The sequence below is a fragment of the Humibacter antri genome (genome assembly GCF_054777235.1).
In genome coordinates this window covers 140458-160205 of the sequence record NZ_BAAHAW010000019.1, presented here as the reverse complement: position 1 = coordinate 160205, position 19748 = coordinate 140458, and the positions used below count along the sequence as shown (strand labels likewise).

Sequence of the window (19748 nt, the reverse complement as noted above, 5' to 3'; positions counted from 1 at the left end):
CACTGGGCAAAAGCGGAATGTTCCTCAGGAACTCACGCCCGTCGAGCGTGATCGTACTCGCTCGACGATGAGGTTCACGACCGCGTCCTGTCCGGCACTGACGCGCAGCGAGTGGTCGGCCTCCGGCACCGACTCCACTCGGAATCGTCGGTGGTCCGAGAGCGGCCGTGCCCACACCCAGCGCCAGAAGACGTTCAGCCTCAGCCTCGCCAGATCGTCGGGGCCGCCGACCACGGTGAGGTTCAGGCCGCGCGCCACAGCCCGGCAGGTGGTCCAGACCGGCACCTTTCGAGGGTCCGCGAATCCCCAGGCAGCCCACAGGTACGCCGCCGCCCTCTTGTGCCGAACTGCGAACTTCTTCAACCATTCCGGCTTGCGTGGGAACAGCGTCCACGCCGGAGCGAGGCCCTCGTTCAGGTCGGTGTCGAACACGACGTTGACCACGATGGCCTCGCGGAGAGAACCGGAGATCGCCGCCTGCAAGACGCTGGTCCCCGAGGAGCAGAGCCCGACGCCGATCACCTCCCGTCGGCCGTTCTGGGCGAGCTCGTCCGCGACCTGCGCCACGTCACTCATCCAGTCCACGTCGTACACGACGTCGTCAGCGTGGCCGGCCCTCGTACCGCTGTCGCCGACACCGCCATGGTCGACCCGCACCGACCCGACTCCATCGCCCGCGAGAGCCCTGGCCACCCTGACCCAGGTGCGTCCCTCGCCGAGGTGGCGTTCTGCTGCCACGTTGAACATGGCAACGCGCGGCGAGTCGAACCCCGACGTCGCACCGCTCGTGCGGATGCCGAAGAGCAGCCGATCGCGACCGAGCAGGCAGGCGGTCTCCTCGATCGCATGCCCCTTCTCTCGCCACTCGGCGCGCGGCTGGAGACGCGGCCTGATCACGGTGCCGGCCGCGCGTGCAGAACGAGCGAGCTCGGTCACGATGCTCTCGACTGCGGCACGGGGCACGGCGGCGTGCAGAGTGGGAACGTCGAGCAGCTCGGCCTGCCCCGCCGACTCCCGCCACGTGGACTCCGTCGGGGGGACGGCCTCCGCCAATTGCGGAGAGGGGGCGCGGTCGGCACGCACCACGACCCTTGTCCGTCGGGCGAGCCGCGAAACCGGTGCACGTCCGTCGATCGCCAGACGACGGATCGCGGATGCCGCGTCTGGCGCGAATCGGTACGACGGAGTCTCCACCCACCCGACCGGTGACGGCGGCCTTCCCTCGAGCCATACGCGGTGCACGAGCTGAAGCTCGCGCAGGAATCCGCGACCTGTGAGGCACGGATCCCACAGCACCAGCTCGTCGAGGCGGAGCCTCCCGTCCGCCGCCGCAGCGTAGCCGAGAGTGGCACCGAGCCGCATGCCGACGAGACTCACGTGATCGGCGCCCCAGGCCCGGGCCTCCGCGACCGCCGCGACGATGGAGGCAAGCCAGGCATCCGCTCGTCCCTCGTCTTCGAAACCACCCGCGCTGTCTCCCGTGCCGTCGTAGTCGAAGCGCACCGCGAGGAACCCCTCGGATGCGAGACGCTGCGCGAGCGTGCGGAACGTGCGGTATGCCATGTTGCCTTCTTCGGCAAGCGGCTGGCACAGCACGACTGCGCCGCGCACGCGCTCTGAGGCCGGGTACGTGAACCAGCCGAGCAGCGGCCGCTCCGACGGGCCGAACCAGCTGGGCGCCTCCACGATGCCGTCGTGCTTCAGCGCTACCGCCTCGGTCACGACGGGTCTCCTCGTGTCAGCGGGACGCCGCAGCCTTCTGCCTGCGAGGTCACGCGTGCAGCGCCTCGCGCACCGGTGTCGGCCACCGCTCCACATCGGTACCATGACGCTTCACGAGCGCCAGCGCTATGCGCTCGAGCCCGAAGCCGATGCACGCCGAATGAGCGGCGAAACCGTCGGCGGTTCGGATGCCGAAGGCCTCGCCGAAGTGGGATTCGTGGCAGTTGGCCGATGCGATGGCGGTGCGAGCCGTCTGCGAGCTTACCGGTGCTGTGATCTCGAACTTCAGCGCAGTTGCACGCTGATTGGCGGCGAGCATGCGTCCGGCACGACCGAAGAACGGGTCATTGGCCTCTTCGACTCGAACGTCCAGGCCCAGCGACCGCAGGAGCTCCACGCCTCGGTCGAGCCATTCATCGCGATGCGCTCGGGCGGTCTCCGGCTCGCCGACGTAGACGAACTCGTGCTGCCGGAAGCTCTGCATGCGCACCGGATCGATGCTCGGCTCGTGCCTGAAGCAATAGCCATGCACCTCGTAGCGTGCGCCGCCCGCAGGCAGGGTTCCGGCGAGTGTTGCGTACAAGGGGTGGCAGGCCGCCGAGCTCAGAGCCACGTCGGCGGGAACGAGCAACTCCGTCCATTCCGCCGCCTGCTCCAGTGCGAGGATGAGTTCGGCGTGTTCGGCGTCACCGCCCTTGAAGACCTCGACGACGCCCGCAAGGTCGGGGAACGAGCGCAGGTAGTCGGTGCGCTCGAACGCATCTCTGGCCATGATCGGCGGGAAGAAGAGTTGCGGACCTCCCCGCCCCTGGCCCGCGCCGGATGCAAGCGCCTCTACGCCGCGCACCACGCGCTCGAAAGCGCCTGAACGCTGATAGAGACCGTCCACGCCGCCGTACACGAGCAGCCCGGAAGCCAGCAGTTCCGCCCGGAACGCTGCCCGTTCCTCGTCGGGTGCGAGGTCGGGCCCGGCCATCAGACGTTCGCCCTGTCGAGTCCGCCGACGGCCTCGGCGATGCTCGCGATGGAGCGGAACGTGTCCTTGCGCAGGAGCTGGTCCGGGAACTCGACACCGAAGGCATCCTCCAGCCCGAGCATGACGTTGACACTGGCGTGCGACGTCAGTCCCAGCATGTAGAGGTCTGCGTCGCGATCCACGCCGGCCAGGTCAGCGCCGAGTCTCGCATACTCCGCGAGAACTCTCCGGATCGTCTCGTCCACGACATTCCCACTCTCTCACCGGGCGCGCAGGGAAGCGCGCTGCCTCATTGTATGAGGCAGCGGGAGGCCCGATCGCGGTCGACCGCGACACGGGTGCCCGCATAGACGGCGCGCTGAAGCCGGTTACGTTCGCGCCGTCGCTCACGTCGCCGCGACGACGGCGATGGCGAGTCGGTCGGTGTGCGTGAGAGAGATCTCGAAGGTCACCAGACCCGCGTCCTCTGCCAACGTGCGGGCCGTGCCGAGCAGCCGGAGGGATGTCCACCCACCGGGCTCGCGCACGACCTCGATGTCGGTGAAGGGTGGAACCGTGTCGCTCACGCGCAGCACTTTGAACACCGCCTCCTTGGCTGCGTAACGTGCCGCCAAGGAGGCCGCCGAGGTCGCCGGGTCGGCGAACACACCACCGCAGCACTCGATCTCGTGCTCTGTGAAGATGCGGCGAAGGTAACGCTCCCCGTGCGCGATGAGAGCATCCCGCACTTCGTCTACCGGCTGCGCGTCGATGCCGATTCGCATCAGGGTGTGTCTCCCGATTCGGGGTCGGGTGGGGATGCGCTCGGTGCCGTCGATCGCAGGGACGGCGAGACGAGCGTGACTGCCGGTGACGCCGGCGGCGGAGGCGCGACCCGGCCCGAATCGAGAGACACGCCCTAGGCCGCCGCTCCGGCGGCCCGGACCGCCCACTCGGTGCGAATGCGCTCGGCCGGATGTCCGGCCGCTTCCAGCAGGGCGACGACGGACTCCACGAATGACGACGGCCCACACACGAAGCACTCCGGATCCGCCGACGGCGGCAGGCCGAAGGACTCGAGGTCGTGCCGGCCGAGCCGGCCGCGCGGCGGAATCGAGGCAGCCGACGTGCCCCGCGTGACGACCGAGGCCACGCGCGCGCCGCACTCTATCTCCAGAAGCGACAGTTCATCTCTGTAGAGCTGCTCCTGCCGCGACCTCACGGAGTGGATCAGACGCAGTGCACTCCGGCTCGGTTGGGATGCCCAGGCGTACGCAATGGCGAGCAGCGGGACGATTCCGCTCCCTCCGCCTATCAGGAGAAGGGGTCGCCCGCCGGTCTGGCCCGGTGCCCACGCCATCCGGTCACCCTTAGGGCCGGTGATCTGCACCGGTCTGCCGCGATCGAGCTGCATGAGCAGTTCGATCGGCACGGCCAGACGCAGGCCGTTGGACGGCATGTCTCCTGTGCCGGGTGCGTTGCCGATCGAATAGCTGTGCGGTCGCTGCCAGCGGGAGCCTCCACGCAGCCGGATGTCGACATGCTGACCTGCGAGATGCCCGGGCCATGAGTCGACCTCGAGGGTGACCTCGCACATGCCGGGAACGAGAGGGGAGGTCCCGATGAGCCTCGCATCACGCCAGCCGCCCCCGATGGCACAGGACTCGGTCACCGTTTCACCGGACTTCCGACTCCGACGTTCGCTCGAGAGGCGGCGCGGATCGGTCGTACCACCGGCCGAGCGCACACACCATCATCTCGCCTTCCCCACGACCGCAGAGACGACCGACGAAAGGAGTTGCGCTCCATTGTTCCCTCCGTCACGTCGCACCCCGTCTCCCGCGCCCGCCCGGGTCGCAACAGGAGAATCATCCCATTCACATCACGCAGCATGCCTCGATGCCGACCCTCGGCCTGAAACCGGACGAAGTGGCGCACCCGGCAGGCATCAGTACGCCCCGACCGGGTTCACCAGCACCTTCGCCGTACGCCACAGGATGATGAGGTCACCGGTCAGCGACCAGTTCTCCACGTAGTACAGGTCGAGCCGTACGCTCTCGTCCCAGCTCAGGTCGCTGCGGCCGTTGATCTGCCACATGCCCGTCAGCCCGGGCTTGATGAAGAGTCTGCGCTGCACGTGGTTCTCGTACGCGGCGACTTCGCTCGGCAGCGGCGGTCGCGGCCCGACCAGGCTCATGTCGCCGGTGAAGACGTTCCACAACTGCGGCAGCTCGTCGAGCGAGTACTTGCGGATGACCCGGCCGATGCGGGTCACGCGCGGGTCGTTCTTCAGCTTGAAGAGCACCCCGGCGCCCTCGTTCTTCGACGCCAGCTGCGCGGCATCTCGTTCCGACGAAGCCGCCATGCTGCGGAACTTGTACATCGTGAAGCGCTCACCGTTGCGGCCGACGCGCTGCTGGCTGAAGACCGCGCCGCCCGGGCTGTCCAGCCGCACGGCGACAGCGAGCACCGCGAACAGCGGCGCGAGCACGGCCAGGGCGATCCCGGAGAGCATCACGTCGAGCGCCCGCTTGAGAACGTGCTTCGCCCCGTCGAACTGCGGAATCTCCACGTGGATGAGCGGCAGCCCCTCGACCGGACGGAAGTGGATTCGCGGCCCCGCGACATCCGTCAGTCCTGCCGCCAGCACCAGGTCGGTCGCCGCACCTTCGAGCTGCCAGCTGAGGTCGCGTACGAACCCGCGGTCGTCGCTCGGCTGCCCGGCCAATATCACCGTGTCGACCTGCAGGTTCGCGGCGGCCATCGCCAGGTTCGCGAGGTCGGCGACGACCGGAACACGGGGATCCGGATGCCCCGAGTCTCGCGCCGTGCCGTCGATCGCGGCCCCCACGATGTGATAGGTGGCACCCGCGTTGCGTTCGATCTGGTCGACGACGTAGGCGACATCCGCCGGCGACCCGCCGACGAGCGCCCGGGAGAGGTAGCGACCCTTGGTGCGTTGCCTGGTCAGCCACTGGCGCCAGAGCCATCTGCTGACCGTCAGTGCTGCCAGCCCGAAGGGGAGCGTGAGCACGAAGAATCCACGAGCAACCTCCACCTTGCCGACCAGGAAGATGATGGCCAGCGACCCGAAAGTGAAGGCGCTCGCGCTCGCGACCCTGCGATATTCGGCGAACCCCACACCGATGATCCGCGAGTCACGGGTATGGAAGGCTGCGAGCAGGGCCAGCCAGGTGGCGACCACCGAGACGGCGATGACCCAATAGAGTTCGTCCAAGCCGCCGAGGTCACTTCCGCTCAGACCGAATCGAGCGAGGAAGGCGCCGGTCACCGACGCGGTGACGATCAACCCGTCGCTCACGATCAGCTTCGTGCGGTAGCTGCGGCTCCATCGCTGTTCTGCCGAGAGGTGACCGACGCGCGTTCCTGCGCCGAGGCGCGCGAACGCCGGCCGCCCTACGGCGATCGACCGGCGGTCATCCAGCCCGGTCATGCTGCACACTCGCAGCGCTCTGATGCTCTGCACTCACGGCAGGCGAATGCCTGGTGGTGCGGCGCATAGGAGCGGCACGCGGTTCGGGTCTCGCGTGCCGCCCCGGTCCATGCGGCCACTGGGGCACCTCGGGTTCGGGTAAACGGGCTGTGAAGCCTGCGAGGTACGTCGCTTGTTCTCCTCGGTTTCGGGTCCGGGGAGGCGAGAGAACCTCGACTAGGAAGAGTGTATCGATTCCTGAGGAATCCTCATGTCCCTAATTGTGGGCATCCTCATTAGGGGTGTACGAGGGCTCAGAGGGCGCGTTCGACCACCCGGTCACACCGAAGACGGCGATCGGGTGGGAACGACTCGAGCCTCAGCTCGATCGGTGCGAGCGACGCCTGGAGACGACGAGTGCGCCTCCGCCGACGACGACTGCCGCGCCGGCCAGGCCGATGATCGGCCACGAGATGGTGCTGCCGGTGTCGGCGAGGCCACTGCCGGGCACATTCACCGAGTTGCTGCAGCCCCCGTTCGCGCAGGGGTCAGTGGGTACGTAACTATCGGCTGCCGCAGCGAGCGGCGCGGAGAGCGTGACAGCTGCCACCACTCCGAGCCCGCCGAGGCACGCCAAAAGACGGCGTTTCATTGGGGAGCCTACCTTCGGGTTTGGTGAGGCAATTTCGGGTTAGCTAGAGCCTAGCGGGAGCCGATACTTGCAGCAGTCCCCCGATCGGGTGTAAAGGAGTCAAGATCGGCGCAAGACACTCAGGATCAGCGCAGCGCCCCGAGCCGAAGCTGCATCACCCCGGGGCATGGCCCCTACTGCAGCACGTCGGAGCAGTCGAAGGATGCACGCCGCACCTCGGTGGACCCCACGCCCGGGGTCGTCTGCGCGCCGGCATCGGTCGGCGCGACCGTCGACCCCGTCGGGGGCGCTCCGACGAACTGGACGTCGTACGTGGCGCTTTGCCCGGGAGTCAGCTTGACCAGCAGTTGGGCGACGCTGCGGCCCGCATCCGTTCCGCGCCGGATCTCGACGTCCTTGCCCGCGCTGGTCGCGCCTACGGTGACGAACCCGGTGGGCGCATAGACGGCGACAGTGGTGTCGGTCTGCCCCGCCGGCACTCCCGAGAGCCCGCCACCTGTCACGTACCACGGCAACGACTTCGCGGCATCGGCGGGCGCGTCGCTCGACAGGGTGACCCGCACGAGATAGTTCACGCGACCATCGGTGCGGCATCTCGCCCCACCCAGGCCCACCTCGGTGTGGAGGTAGTAGTCCATCTTGGCGCCGGTGGCGTCGTTCAGGTAGACGCCGAATCGCGGTGCTTCCGGCGAGCTCGCGGGCAGATCCCCTGCGATGGCCGTACCTGCGATGATCGACTGCTCGTGCTTGTCGGCACTCCAGAGCAGCAGGCGGTGCTCGCCGGATGCCCGCGCCAACGCGCTCAGCATCGCCCCGGTATCGAACTGGCCGCTCGCGACCTTGCCGAAGACGGCCGCAGCTGCGGCGGCGAAGTACGCGTTCTGCGCCACGGGATCGTCGAAGCGGGCGTACGACTCGCTGAGCAGCACCTGCACCGCGTTGTCGCTCGTGAGCTGCTCCCCGTCGGGCAGCGGAATGGGACCGGTCGCCTTGAGCAGGTAGCTGAGCGCTACTGGGTCGACCGAAACCACGCCGTCGACCTTCGTTCCGAACCGTTTCTGCCACATGGCGCGCACCAGTTCACCGGATGTCGCGAAGTTCGGCGGCATGGTGACGTCCTGGATGAACTCCCCTGGGAGGTTTCCGTACAGCTTGGTGGTGCCCGACGGCAGCGGCATCACCGGCTCGTCGAGCTGCGGGAAGTCGGATGCGGATGCCTGGCTCACCAGCGAGATCGCCCCGTCGTCGGCGCGCAGCAGCGCCAGCGCGCCGACGATGCCGCCCGTCGAGCGTGCTTCGGCGTTGTTCTGCACGACCAGCACGTACTCGCGGGGACCGTCCGCACCGAGCATGCCGGGGAGCAACTGCGCGGCCCGGCTGGCGGCATCCGTCACCGCCCCTGCCTTCTCGAGCGCTCCCCGCAGCTTCTGAACCGCATCGCGCACCGGACCGACCGTGGCCGTTGCATCGATCGAGCGAACCGTGGCGAGATCGGACTGCAGGGCCGAGTTCGCCCGCGTGATCGTCGGCGCGGCCTGCGCCAAGGGTTTCAGCGGAACCTTGCCGTTCACCGGGCTGAAGCTCGAGAGGTTCATCGTGCCGGCCAGTCGCGCCAGTGGAACGAGCGCCCGATCGGTGACATCGGAGGACGCTGCCGCAACCTGGCGGACTGCGGCGAGGTTCGGACCGACGCCGGGGATGATCTCGGCCGCTCGCCAGATGGGGTCGCCGGTGTCGTTGCGGGCCGTGTGCAGGCGCGCGGAGAGCACGCGTGCCGTGGCTGCCGCCCCTTTAGCGTCGCCTGAGGTGATCTGCGTCTGCACCTTGTCGACGAGAGGGAGGGATGCCTGCAACGCATCCTTCGCCTGCAGCCCGCGCACCGCGATCCATACGCCGCACGCTATGAGAAAGACGACCACGCCGACGATGGACCACACGATGATGCGACGGCGTCTACGACGCGCAGGCATAGTCGCGGATTCGGACATGCCGGTCATTCAAGCAGAACGTTCTTGAGGCCAGCTCATGCGGTGAGCAAGTGGCACGAGAAAGGGGGGTGCTTCCGACCGCGCACTCAAGCGACACGGGGCGAGTCCGATCACTGTATGCGTGGAAGCAGCACCGAGAGTCCGGACCAGGCTCGGGAAGCTACTCCGACCGGAGACAAGGCAGATCGTCAGCGAACGCGACAGACCGCGTACTGCGCGGCGACGCGCACGACGTCACGCTTGCACGCCGAGCTGATCAGCCCGTCGAACGCGGCCTGGCCTGGGCCGCTGAGCTCCGGGGACCACAGAACAGTGGGAAGACTCCGGGCGTTCGGCCCGGTCAGGTTCGTGAACTGAACGCCGCTGAGCAGGATCGCGCCGAGCTGGCTTCCCCACGGCGTCGCGAACTTCTCGTCGCCGAGCGCCGCGAGCTGACGAGCTACGTCGCGTTGCTGCGACAGGGTCTCGCCGTAGTCGGGAACCTGCGCCGCGACCGCGTGACGCTGCACGCTGACCCCGGTGGACACCACGATCGCCGCACACGCGAGCGCTGCGACGCCCGCGACGATCCACCGCTGCCGCCCGTCCGCCGGTTGAGCTTGTCGAAACCCAACCGCTCTCGATGCAGTTTCGACACGCTCACGCCGAGGAATACGCACCCACAACAGCCGCACACCGAGCACGGCGGCCGCGGCGAGCATCGGAATGCTGACCACCAGCCCCGTCGCCGGGTACCTGATCCAGGTGGGGGTTCCCTGCGACAGCGTCCACCAGCCCACCCAGGCCAGCAGGTTGACACCGGCCGCGATCAACAGGAGGGCGACGTCACGTGCGGCTGCCTGCGCACCGGCATCCTTCACGGATTCATCCGCCGACGCACCCCGTCGCGCGGGTGATCGCATGGCCAGGATCGCCAGCGTGCCGATCACCACGGCTGCCACAAGAACCGCGATCACGGCCCAACCCTCGACGAACCAGCTGTTCGTCAGGGCGCCCAGCTTCTGGTCAGGGGGAACGGATGCCGTCTGTCCGCCCGTCTTGAGAAAGGCCAGGAACTGATGCGCGTTGCTCACCAAGCCGGCGGGCCCGAGGCTTATCAGCACGACGAGCCAGTACGACGCTGTCGGCACGACTGCCCAGACCGTGAGCCAGACGCATCGCTTCAGGCGAGCCCGCCACGGCTCCCCGGCGGTCAGGAACCACACGTAGACGAGCAGCGCCGGTGCGGCCAGAAGCGAGATGAACTTCGTCTGGATGGCCAGACCGAGGAACAGTCCGGCCAGCCAGGGGCGCCGCCGCACGAACACGATCGACCAGGCGATCAACGCGGCCGCCGGCAACTCGCCGAGGATGTCGACCGGACCTTGCACGGGTGACGGCAACTGATTGGTGTTGAGCGCGAGCGGAACGACGACGGCGATCAGCGCACCCCAGCGACCCGCGATCCGGCGGCCGAGCATCCAGAGCGCGGCCAGCAGGCCTGCGTAGAACAGGAGCGACACGAGCCGTCCGCCGACGACGGGATCGATACCCGTTGCGAGCACGGCCGCCACGGGCACCAGCACGACCGGGCCCGTGGAGATGCGCACGTCGAACGGCGTGAGCATCCCTGAGCCGAGCAGGCCGGCGCTCGAGTATCCATGTCCTGCGAGCAGATTCAGCGGAACGGTGAGATTGAAAGCCTCGTCCTCCCAGAGGCGGGTCGTCCAGAACTCGGGCGCCACGACGGCGAGCTGGGCCGCGAGCACGATCGCGAACAGCAACCAGAAGACGACGCCCGCCGCCCGCCGCCCCCATCCGGCCGCCGTCACGCGGGCTGTTCCGTGGTCGCAGGGGGCGCCGCGTGGTGCAGGACGTCATAGCGCCAGACTTCTCGGGCTGCTCGCGCACTGAACTGGATGAGCCGCTTCGGCGGCAGCTTCGGCCTGGCCGGAGCCGCACCCCACATCGTTCCGGTACTCGAGGCGCCGCGTCTCGGGATGCTCCGCACGTCGACGAACGCGCGCGGCACTCCGTGTCGCTGCTCGGCGATGGAGAAGTGCACGTGAGGCACGAGGGCGTCGGGCGGGCAGACATCCAGGAGGCGGCGAAGTGTGGCCGTGCGGTAGAGCCGAAGCGGGGTGTTCACATCGGGCACGCGCCCGTGAGCGAGCAGGGCGACTCCGACGCCGACCGTGCCGGTGAGGGCGCGGCGGAACCACGGCTCGTCCCGCCCGGTGCGCACGCCATGCACGACCTGCACGCCCTCGAGTGCCGCGAGCACCCGCGGAAAGTCCTCCCCCATGAACTGTCCGTCGCCGTCGACGTGCATCACGGCATCCGGCATCGTCTCCAGTCCCGCTCGGTACGCGGCGAGCGCCGTCGGTCCATGACCCTGGTTCTTCGGCGAGCGCACCGTGATCAACTCGGAAAGCTCCAGCGAGAGCGCCTCGAGTGCCTCCCCGGTGTCATCCGTCGACTGGTCATCGACCACAACGACGCGCAACGTCTCGGTGTGTGGACGCAACGCGTCCACGACCTCGCGCACGAACGTCGGGAGCGCCTGCGCCTCGTTGTATGCGGGCATGACCACGGTGAGGGCGGGCACGTGCATCGGCGCTCTTTCGGGTGGATGCCGCGAGGGGCTCGGCGGCGGCTGTCACGATGTAGCGTAATGCAGTCATGATCTCGTCAGAACGCGTCCGCCGGGCGGCGGGGCTCAGCGTGCGCTTCTTGATCATCGGGGCGGCGAGCACCGTGATCGAGATCGGTCTCTTCAACCTCTTCTTTCTGGCGTTCGGCTGGAGCCCCGTGTGGGCGAAGATCGCTTCGTCGTTGATCGCGCTGATCAACGCATACATCGGCAACCGCGAATGGGCGTTCCGCGACCGAGGGCGTCACGGCCGTTTTCGCGAGGCCGTGCTCTTCCTGCTGGTCAACGGCGCCTGCACGGTGCTCGGCGCGGTGATCGTGTGGGCCGGGGAGGCGATGTTCGGGCGAGGCGGGCTCATCGTCAACGCGGTGAACATCGTGAGCATCGGGATCGTCGTGATCGTGCGTTTCGCGTTCTACCACTGGGTGGTTTTTCCGGGACGCAAACCGGCCGCGGCTATTTCGTCGTCGCCGGACAGCCCGGAGTATTCACCGTCGCAGGAGTCGGCCACACCATCGGAGTCGTCTGCTCCTCCAGCGGGCCGTACTCCCCCTTCGCGCCCTTGAAGACATATGTGAACGTGGCGGCCTGCTGGGGTGAGAGCCCGACCCAGACCCGCAGCACCGGCCGGCCGCCGATCTCGCCTTGCGCTCTGACTTCGGTCGACGCTCCATCCACCTTCCATGAGGAGAGCGCCGAGCCCACCGGCCCGTACACGACGACGTCGGTGCCGATGACTCCGGGTGTGTAGTACTGCCCGGTGACGTAGGGCGGCAACGACGGAGTCTGCGCTTGAGTGATGAAGTTGGAGAGCGTCACCGTCTGCGTGAAGGTCGGCGTGTCGCTCGTGCACTGATTCGAGGTGCCCGCGACCTTCGCCTTCACGAAGTAGTCCATCTTCGCCCCCGTCACATCGTTGAAGTATGTTCCGATCACCGTTCGCTTGGCGTTGGAATCGGGAAGCACTCCGCCGATGCGCGTCGACGTGAGGATCTTCTCCTCCGAAGGGTCGGCGCTCCACAGCAGCAGCCGCCCTTCGTTCGCTGCGCGGGCGAGGGCCGCGAACATCTCCGCGGGGCCGCCTTTGCCCGATGTGAGCACCGTGAACACGGACGCCGCGGCTGCTGCGAAGAACGAGTTCTGATCATCCGGATTCGGATAGATCGAATACACCTGATTGAGCAGAAGGGGTACCGCATTCTGCGCCGTCAATGACTGCCCCGTCTGGAGCTTCACCGGCCCGGTGACGGCAAGAAGATAGCTCAGTGCCACCGGATCGAACGAGATCACCCCATCGATGTGCGTGCCTGAGACCTCCGTCAGATAGGCGAGAGCGAGATGCACCGTCAAGGGAAAGTCGGGAGCCGACGTGATGTTCGGCGTGTACGTTCCGATGATCTTCGAGTAGACGTGCTCGACGTCGGGCGGCAGAGGAACGATGGGATCGGTGAGGTCCTGTCGAAACTGATTGCTGTTGTACTGAGCCGTGATGCTTATCGCGCCGTCACTGACATGCAGCACGGCGAAGGCGGCGGGGTTGCCACCCAGACCTCGCACTTCCGAGTTGCCCTGGAACATCATGAGGTAGTTCTTCGGAGTACCGATGCCGAGATCGCCGGGGAGCAGTCTCACAATCGGATCCAAGGCATCCATCGCCCCGCCGGCCTTGCCGAGTTGCGTGTCGAGTGTCGTGACGGCTGAACTGACTTCGGCCATGAGTCCACGGGTCTTGACGTGCGAAATGCTCTCTCTGGCCGAGCTGATCGAGGATTTCACCTGTGCGACCGTTCCCACCAGAGAATGAATCGCGTCGGGGCTGATTCTTCCGTCGACCGGCTTGAACGCATCGAGGTCGATGTCAGCAGCTGGGGTGAGTGCATTGCGCGCGAGCCCGTCCGTGGTGTCCGCGAGGGTATGCACGGCAGCAAGGTTCGGGCCCACCCAAGGTGCGGACTCGGCCCAGGCCCACAACGGCCCGCTCACCTCGGAACGAGCAGCAGCGGTCTTCGCGGTGAACGCCCGCGCGGTTCTGGCGGCGCCCGCGCTGTCGCCGCTCAGGATCTGTCGCTCAGCCTGCTTCGCCAACGGAATCGCCGCCGCGAGATCGCCGCGGGCGGCGAACGCGTGGTAGGCCACTCGCAGCGTGACGAACGCGATTGCGATGAGTACGATGCCGCATCCCACCAGAACCCACAGTCGCCCGCTGCGCAAGAGCGGCTTGTGGGCCCTGCTGCGGACCGAACGGCGGGTCGAGGGCTCGTCGTCGGACATGCGTGCATTCAATCAGACAGTGGTCAGTGCGACCCGAGGCGAGTCCATCGATCCCCGAAGTCAGTGCGACCACTAGACTTCACACGGTATTCGAGCGCTCAGAAGCACAGGGGACTTCGAGCGCCGTCGACACGATTCGGGTTCGATGGCTTGGTGATCCATCGGCCCCGTCGTGCGCCGTCCAAGGGGGGACGATGGCATGAACAGCAGACAGCCCGAGCAGTCGGCTTCGAGGCACGATCGGTGAGCGAGCGGGTGCTCATGTCTTCGCCGGATGTCGGCGAGGTGGAGGAGCGATACCTGCTTCACGCGTTCCGTTCGGGCTGGATAGCGCCGCTCGGTCCCGATGTCGATGCCTTCGAACGCGAGGTCGCTGACCGGGTCGGCGTTCGACATGCCGTCGCGCTTTCCTCCGGGACCGCGGCGCTTCATCTCGGGCTGCTGACGCTCGGCGTACGGCCCGGGAACGTTGTCGTGACTTCGACCCTCACCTTCGCGGCCACCGCGAACGCCATCGTGTACACCGGCGCGAGACCATTCTTCGTCGATTCCGAACCGAGCTCGGGCAACATGGATCCCGGTCTGCTGGAACAAGCGCTCAACCGGTTGACGGCCTCGGGCGAGCGGGTATCGGCCATCGTTCCGGTGGACCTGTTCGGCAAGACCGCCGACTACGCACGCATCGCGCCCATCGCAGCCCACTTCGGCGTGCCGCTCCTCGCGGACGCCGCGGAAGCCCTCGGCGCAAGCCACCGGGGTCGCCCCGCCGGCTCATTCGGCACGGCATCCGCACTGTCGTTCAACGGAAACAAGATCATGACCACGTCCGGCGGCGGGATGCTGCTGACGGATGATCGCGAGGTCGCCGCCCATGTTCGCTATCTGTCGACGCAGGCGCGGCAGCCGGTGGTGCACTACGAGCACACCGAGATCGGGTTCAACTACCGGCTGAGCAACCTGCTGGCCGCGCTCGGCAGGGGTCAGCTGACTCGGCTGGACGAGATGATGGCACGCCGGAGACGTGTGCGCGAGGCGTACCGTGCCCTGATCGCGAATACCGACGGGGTCGAAATATTCGGGGGCACCGATGACGCCGAAGACAACTGCTGGCTGACCTCGATCGTCGTGGACCCCGATGTCACCGGCTGGAAGGCAGAAGACCTGCGCGCGGCTTTGAATGACGCGAACATCGAGAGTCGTCCGCTCTGGAAGCCCATGCATCTGCAGCCCGTCTTCGCTGACGCGCCCACCGTCTTGAACGGCACTGCAGAACGTTTCTTCCACTCGGGGCTGACACTTCCGAGCGGGTCTGCACTGACGCAGGCCCAACTCGAGCGCATTCTGAGCACCCTCCAGACGTTCCTCGCACACCATGACTGAACCCTGCGGAATCGCATCCCGGCGTGAGGGGCGAAGGCGATGAGGATCCTCATGATCACCCAGTGGTTCGACCCGGAACCCACGTTCAAGGGTGTCCTGTTCGCACAAGAGTTGATCCGCCAAGGGCACGAGGTGAGGGTGGTCACCGGGTACCCGAACTATCCGGGTGGCAAGGTCTATGACGGCTACCGGATCTCAGGCTTCCGTAGAGAGATCGTCGAAGGCGTGCCCGTTCTTCGTGTGCCGCTGTATCCGAGCCACGACGCGTCGGCAGTGAAGCGAGTGGCGAACTACCTGTCGTTTGCCGCGTCGGCGACGATCGGGGTACTCGCCACGCGGCGACCTGACGTGGCGTACGTTTACCACCCGCCGGCCACCGTCGCCATCCCGGCCGTCGTCTTGAAGGTGCTCAAGGGCGTCCCGTACGTCTACGACGTTCAGGATCTCTGGCCGGACACGCTTGCCGCGACCGGGATGCTGACGCATCGGAGGGTTCTCGCCATCGTCGGCCGACTGATGATGCGGGCGTACCGGGGAGCCGCGCGCGTCGTGGTGTTGTCCGAGGGGTTCGAGAACTCACTCGCATCCCGAGGCGTGCCCAGGAAGAAGCTCAAGGTCATCCCGAACTGGGCCGATGAAGCACGCATCGACGTCGGCTCGGCCCCTCGCGACGTCGAGGAGCACCTCTTCCCTCACGGCGAGTTCGTCGTCACGTTCGCCGGAAACATCGGAAGGGCTCAGGGCCTGGAGACTCTTCTCGACGCCGCCGAGCTCCTGCGCGAACGCGCGGACATCCGTTTCGTCGTCGTCGGCGCCGGCCTCGAGAAGGATGCACTGCAGAAGGAATCACAGCGTCGAGAGCTGCCGAACGTCGCGTTCCTGCCGCGGAGGCCGATCTCGAAGATCGGGCCGCTCCTCACCCGCTCGGACGCGCTGCTCGTGCACCTCAAGGACGAGCCGCTCTTCGCGATCACCATCCCGTCGAAGACACAGGCCTATCTCCTCGCCGGCCGTCCGATACTCATGGGCGTGCGCGGCGATGCCGCCCGAATGGTCGAGGCTGCGCACGCCGGAATGAGCTTCGATCCGGAGGATGCACGACAGCTCGCGGGCGCCGTGGTCGAACTCGCGGGGCTCGACCCCGAAGTACGAGCCGAGCTCGGCCGTGCCGGAGAGCGCTACTACCGCGACCGACTTTCACTCCGCGTGGGATCAGCACGGTTCGCACACGTTCTCGAAGCTGCGAGTCTGTCGAAACCGCACGTTCTCGCAGCCAAACGAGCAGGCGACGTCATCGTCTCCGCACTGGCACTCGCCGTGCTTGCGGTGCCGATTGCGGGCCTGTCGATCGTCGTGCGACGCAAGCTCGGCAGTCCCACCTTGTTCCGCCAGATCCGTCCTGGGCGTTACGGGAAGCCGTTCGAGCTGATCAAGTTCCGCACCATGACCGACGACACGGATGAGACGGGAGCGCTGCTCCCCGACCGTGAGCGACTCACACCGTTCGGCAGGCTGCTGCGCGCCACCAGCGCCGACGAGTTGCCCAGCCTGTGGAATGTCTTGCGCGGAGACATGTCGCTCGTCGGCCCTCGGCCGCTTCTGCCCCGCTACACCGCCTACTTCACAGAAGAGGAGTCGCTTCGACTCGATGTGCGGCCGGGCATCACGGGTCTGGCCCAGACGAACGGACGGAACACCGCATCGTGGGACTCACGACTGGCCGACGATGCGACCTACGTGCGCAACCTCTCCGTGCGACAGGACCTGGCGATTCTCGGCCGCACCGTGCTCCGCGTCTTCACGCGCTCGGGAGTGATCGCGGATCCGGAGTCGGTCATGGCGAACCTGGACGTTGAACGCTCTTTCGCGCTCAAGAGAGCGGAAACCCCATGATCCGCCGACTGGAGCACGAAGACATCCCACGGGTCGCGGACATGGTGAAGCAGTCGTTCTCCCCGCACCTGTGGCCCTACATGACGTACACCCAGCACGGAGCCGGCGCATACCTCGACGTCGCCGTGCGCTTTCCGCTCTCGGTCGAACCGAGATATCTCGTTGTGACTGCGGACGAGCGCACCGATTCGCCGATCGGATTCGCTGACTTCACAGTGGTCGATCGGCGAATCGGCTTTCTCTCCTACATCTGCGTGGCGCCGGAAGTGCAAGGCAGAGGGCTCGCCACAGCAATGTTCAACGCCTTCCTCGGCGTTCATCCCGACGTTCGAACCGTCAGGCTCGACACCTTCCGTCACAACACCGTCGCTCGGTCCCTGTACGAGGGCTGGGGCTTCGCCGTCGAGGAGACATCGGCGTGGATTACGCGCCCCCTTCCGCCGGCGGACCTGCCTCCAGCGGTGCGCGGTCTGTCCGTCTCGCTCGCAGCACACAACGCCTACGGATTCTGCGAACTGCACCTCGATCGGCCGCGCGCCGACGAGACGGTCGGCATGCTCGGCGAACACGTACTCAGATGCTTCAGCCGCTCGACTTTCGAGGATGACGCACTCCTGGCGAGCGTACGTGGCCTGACAGGAACCCCCGACACGGCTTTCGCAGTGGTCCCCGAGGCCGTCGAACACGAAATGCGGGTCCCTCACGAAGTCCTGTTGTTGTCCGATCGCATGGCACTAGACGTCAGTGGATTCCGAGCATGAACAGGGAGCAGGTGCCGCCGATCGTGCCGAAGACCGCTTTCAAGGAGGCCACGGCACGACGACCCACCCTGTTCTACCGGTCTGCGCGAGAGGGGATGCACGACTTCCTCACGCACACCCTGACGTCACCCGACGAGGGCGTGCTCCTTCCCGGCTTCATAGGCCTCTCGCCCCGTGAGGGCAGCGGGGTGCTCGATCCGGTGCTGCAGGTCGGCGCCCGTACCGGGTTCTACGGTCTCCAGGACGATTTGACGGTGGATGTCGACGAGCTTCGCCGTGCGCTGAGTGCTGACAACTACCGCGTGCTGGTGGTCATCCACTATTTCGGTCGTAGTGATCCGGCTATCGCGGAGATCCGGGCCCTGGCCGACGACCATGGGGTGCTCTTGGTCGAGGACCTCGCCCACGCGTTCTTCACCGCGCTCGCCACGCACGGAGCCGGCAGGCACGGGCATCTCAACCTCTTCTCGTTGCACAAGATGTTCCCGTTCGCCGACGGCGGCATGGCGCAATACGCGATGCCGGGCCTTGTGAACGGTCAGGCATCGACCAGGCCGGAGCTCGCCCTACACCTGCTCGACTACGACTGGAAGGCCATAGCCGACGCCCGGAGGCGCACATTTCGCGGGCTCGCCGAACGCCTTGCCGCTCTTCCCGATCACGGTCGCACCTTCGAGCTGATGTGGCCGCGCCTGGCCGAAAGAGATGTGCCACAGACGCTGCCCGTCAGGGTGCTCGGGGATGAGCGCGACGATGTCTACTTCGGCATGAACGCGGATGGCTACGGCATGGTGAGCCTGTACCACACGCTCATCGAACAGAGCCGGGATCGATTCGAACGGCTGAACGACCTCTCGCATCACATCATCAACTTCCCGGTCCATCAGGACGTTCGCGTCACCGACCTCGACGGGATGGTCGACTCTTTTCGCCACCACCTCGGGCGCCGAGCGCCCCGGGCGCCGAAGGAGTCCGAATGAGCGCATCGTGGTTCCGTGTGCTCGACGCCGCCGATGTCGCCGAGCGGCGGGAGTGGCTCGAACTGTGGCACGACTGGCCGACACGCGAAGTGCAGGCGCACCCCGCGTACGTCGCACTCTTCACCGGATCCGAGGAGCGGGCATTGGCCGCGACCCTCCGCTCCGAGGCGGGCTCCGTGCTCTTCCCGTTCGTGCTCAGACAGGTGCCGTCGTCCAAAGCGGCAACGGGCAGGTCCTGCACCGATGTGGTGACGCCGTACGGATACGGGGGCGCTTACACCTGGTCTGTGTCCGACCCGAACACCCTCGCCCGTCGGTTCTGGGACGCATTCACGCAGTGGGCGGGAGACGCCGCCGTCGTGTCGGAGTTCGTGCGGCTGAGCCTGTTCGAGGACGCGCTGCTCCCCTACCCCGGTTCCGTGACCGTGAAGCAGGACAACGTGGTCGTCGACCTCGCCTTGCCCGAAGACGAGCTCTGGATGAGCTTCGACCACAAGGTACGGAAGAACGTGAACAAGGCTCGTCGGTCCGGCGTCGAAGTCGAGGTCGATACGACCGGGGCCGGATACGACGTCTTCAGCAGAATCTACAAGGCGACGATGGAGCGAAGGGGCGCCGATCAGGGCTACTACTTCGGCCGCGAATTCTTCGACGCGATTCACCGTGAGCTCGCCGGCCAGTTCGCGTACTTCCATGCGCGCGTCGACGATGTGGCGGTATCCACCGAACTCGTGCTCTTGTCGCAACGGAGTGCGTATTCATTCCTCGGCGGCACCCTGGACGACGCCTACGGTCTGCGGCCCAATGATCTTCTCAAGTTCGAGATCATGCGCTGGTCGGCGAGGAACGGTCGCATCCGGTTCGTTCTCGGGGGCGGCTTCGAACCCGGCGACGGGATCTTCCGATACAAGCGCGCTTTCGCGCCGCGGGGTGTCCGGCCCTTCAAGGTCGGAACGAGGATCCTCGACAACGCATCGTATGGACTTCTCGCGGGGAAACGATCGGCGGACCGCACGATGCCCGCTCGGGACGGGTTCTTTCCCGCTTATCGATCCTGACGTCGCGGCCGACGGAGAAAGAA

The 19748-nt window shown here is 66.8% G+C and carries 17 protein-coding genes; 6 read left to right on the top strand and 11 right to left on the bottom strand.

Going from position 1 to position 19748, the window contains the following annotated elements; translation table 11 throughout:
- Positions 1 to 24: 24 nt before the first annotated feature.
- From ACYVDK_RS07100 to ACYVDK_RS07055, 10 genes are all read right to left on the bottom strand, one after another.
- The gene (locus tag ACYVDK_RS07100; RefSeq protein WP_460520003.1) at positions 25 to 1722 is read right to left on the bottom strand and encodes a CocE/NonD family hydrolase; all 1698 of its coding nucleotides are present in this window, start codon (positions 1720 to 1722) and stop codon (positions 25 to 27) included.
- Positions 1723 to 1771: 49 nt separating this feature from the next.
- Positions 1772 to 2698: a class-II aminoacyl-tRNA synthetase family protein gene (locus ACYVDK_RS07095; RefSeq protein ID WP_460520000.1), complete on the bottom strand. Its 927-nt coding sequence runs from the start codon at positions 2696 to 2698 to the stop codon at positions 1772 to 1774.
- Positions 2698 to 2943 (bottom strand): acyl carrier protein, encoded by a 246-nt coding sequence (locus ACYVDK_RS07090; RefSeq protein ID WP_460519998.1) that lies wholly within the window; start codon positions 2941 to 2943, stop codon positions 2698 to 2700. The genes ACYVDK_RS07095 and ACYVDK_RS07090 overlap by 1 nt, the downstream gene beginning before the upstream one ends.
- 141 nt (positions 2944 to 3084) lie before the next feature.
- Positions 3085 to 3462 (bottom strand): holo-ACP synthase, encoded by a 378-nt coding sequence (locus tag ACYVDK_RS07085; RefSeq protein WP_460519996.1) that lies wholly within the window; start codon positions 3460 to 3462, stop codon positions 3085 to 3087.
- 134 nt (positions 3463 to 3596) lie between these two features.
- Positions 3597 to 4274 (bottom strand): ferredoxin--NADP reductase, encoded by a 678-nt coding sequence (locus tag ACYVDK_RS07080; protein WP_460519993.1) that lies wholly within the window; start codon positions 4272 to 4274, stop codon positions 3597 to 3599.
- Positions 4275 to 4625: 351 nt separating this feature from the next.
- Positions 4626 to 6164 (bottom strand): sugar transferase, encoded by a 1539-nt coding sequence (locus ACYVDK_RS07075; RefSeq protein ID WP_460519990.1) that lies wholly within the window; start codon positions 6162 to 6164, stop codon positions 4626 to 4628.
- Between the two features lie 325 nt (positions 6165 to 6489).
- Entirely contained in the window at positions 6490 to 6762 is a 273-nt protein-coding gene (locus ACYVDK_RS07070) for an LPXTG cell wall anchor domain-containing protein (protein WP_460519987.1), read from the bottom strand.
- A 173-nt stretch (positions 6763 to 6935) separates the two neighbouring features.
- Positions 6936 to 8750, bottom strand: coding sequence for a DUF4012 domain-containing protein (locus tag ACYVDK_RS07065; protein ID WP_460519984.1), 1815 nt, complete (start codon positions 8748 to 8750; stop codon positions 6936 to 6938).
- A gap of 188 nt (positions 8751 to 8938) precedes the next feature.
- Positions 8939 to 10561 (bottom strand): ArnT family glycosyltransferase, encoded by a 1623-nt coding sequence (locus ACYVDK_RS07060; RefSeq protein WP_460519982.1) that lies wholly within the window; start codon positions 10559 to 10561, stop codon positions 8939 to 8941.
- The gene (locus ACYVDK_RS07055) at positions 10558 to 11343 is read right to left on the bottom strand and encodes a glycosyltransferase family 2 protein (RefSeq protein ID WP_460519979.1); all 786 of its coding nucleotides are present in this window, start codon (positions 11341 to 11343) and stop codon (positions 10558 to 10560) included. The genes ACYVDK_RS07060 and ACYVDK_RS07055 overlap by 4 nt, the downstream gene beginning before the upstream one ends.
- Before the next feature lie 68 nt (positions 11344 to 11411).
- Here ACYVDK_RS07055 and ACYVDK_RS07050 point away from each other — a divergent pair, with 68 nt between their 5' ends.
- The gene (locus ACYVDK_RS07050; protein ID WP_460519976.1) at positions 11412 to 11948 is read left to right on the top strand and encodes a GtrA family protein; all 537 of its coding nucleotides are present in this window, start codon (positions 11412 to 11414) and stop codon (positions 11946 to 11948) included.
- On the opposite strand, the gene ACYVDK_RS07045 is transcribed toward ACYVDK_RS07050, so the two are convergent.
- Positions 11839 to 13653: a DUF4012 domain-containing protein gene (locus tag ACYVDK_RS07045; protein WP_460519973.1), complete on the bottom strand. Its 1815-nt coding sequence runs from the start codon at positions 13651 to 13653 to the stop codon at positions 11839 to 11841. The genes ACYVDK_RS07050 and ACYVDK_RS07045 overlap by 110 nt on opposite strands.
- 243 nt (positions 13654 to 13896) lie before the next feature.
- Here ACYVDK_RS07045 and ACYVDK_RS07040 point away from each other — a divergent pair, with 243 nt between their 5' ends.
- Genes ACYVDK_RS07040 through ACYVDK_RS07020 form a run of 5 tightly spaced genes read left to right on the top strand, consistent with a single transcriptional unit; the run spans position 13897 to position 19725 of the window.
- Positions 13897 to 15033 (top strand): DegT/DnrJ/EryC1/StrS family aminotransferase, encoded by a 1137-nt coding sequence (locus ACYVDK_RS07040; protein WP_460519970.1) that lies wholly within the window; start codon positions 13897 to 13899, stop codon positions 15031 to 15033.
- A gap of 51 nt (positions 15034 to 15084) precedes the next feature.
- Positions 15085 to 16926, top strand: a complete 1842-nt coding sequence (locus ACYVDK_RS07035) for a sugar transferase (protein WP_460519967.1) — start codon at positions 15085 to 15087, stop codon at positions 16924 to 16926.
- On the top strand, positions 16923 to 17687 hold the full coding sequence (locus ACYVDK_RS07030; protein ID WP_460519964.1) for a GNAT family N-acetyltransferase: 765 nt from the start codon (positions 16923 to 16925) through the stop codon (positions 17685 to 17687). Before ACYVDK_RS07035 ends, ACYVDK_RS07030 begins: the two co-directional genes overlap by 4 nt.
- Positions 17684 to 18667 carry an aspartate aminotransferase family protein gene (locus ACYVDK_RS07025; protein WP_460519961.1) on the top strand — a complete coding sequence of 328 codons (984 nt, stop codon included), beginning with the start codon at positions 17684 to 17686 and terminating at the stop codon, positions 18665 to 18667. The genes ACYVDK_RS07030 and ACYVDK_RS07025 overlap by 4 nt, the downstream gene beginning before the upstream one ends.
- Entirely contained in the window at positions 18664 to 19725 is a 1062-nt protein-coding gene (locus ACYVDK_RS07020) for a GNAT family N-acetyltransferase (protein ID WP_460519958.1), read from the top strand. The genes ACYVDK_RS07025 and ACYVDK_RS07020 overlap by 4 nt, the downstream gene beginning before the upstream one ends.
- Positions 19726 to 19748: the final 23 nt, after the last annotated feature.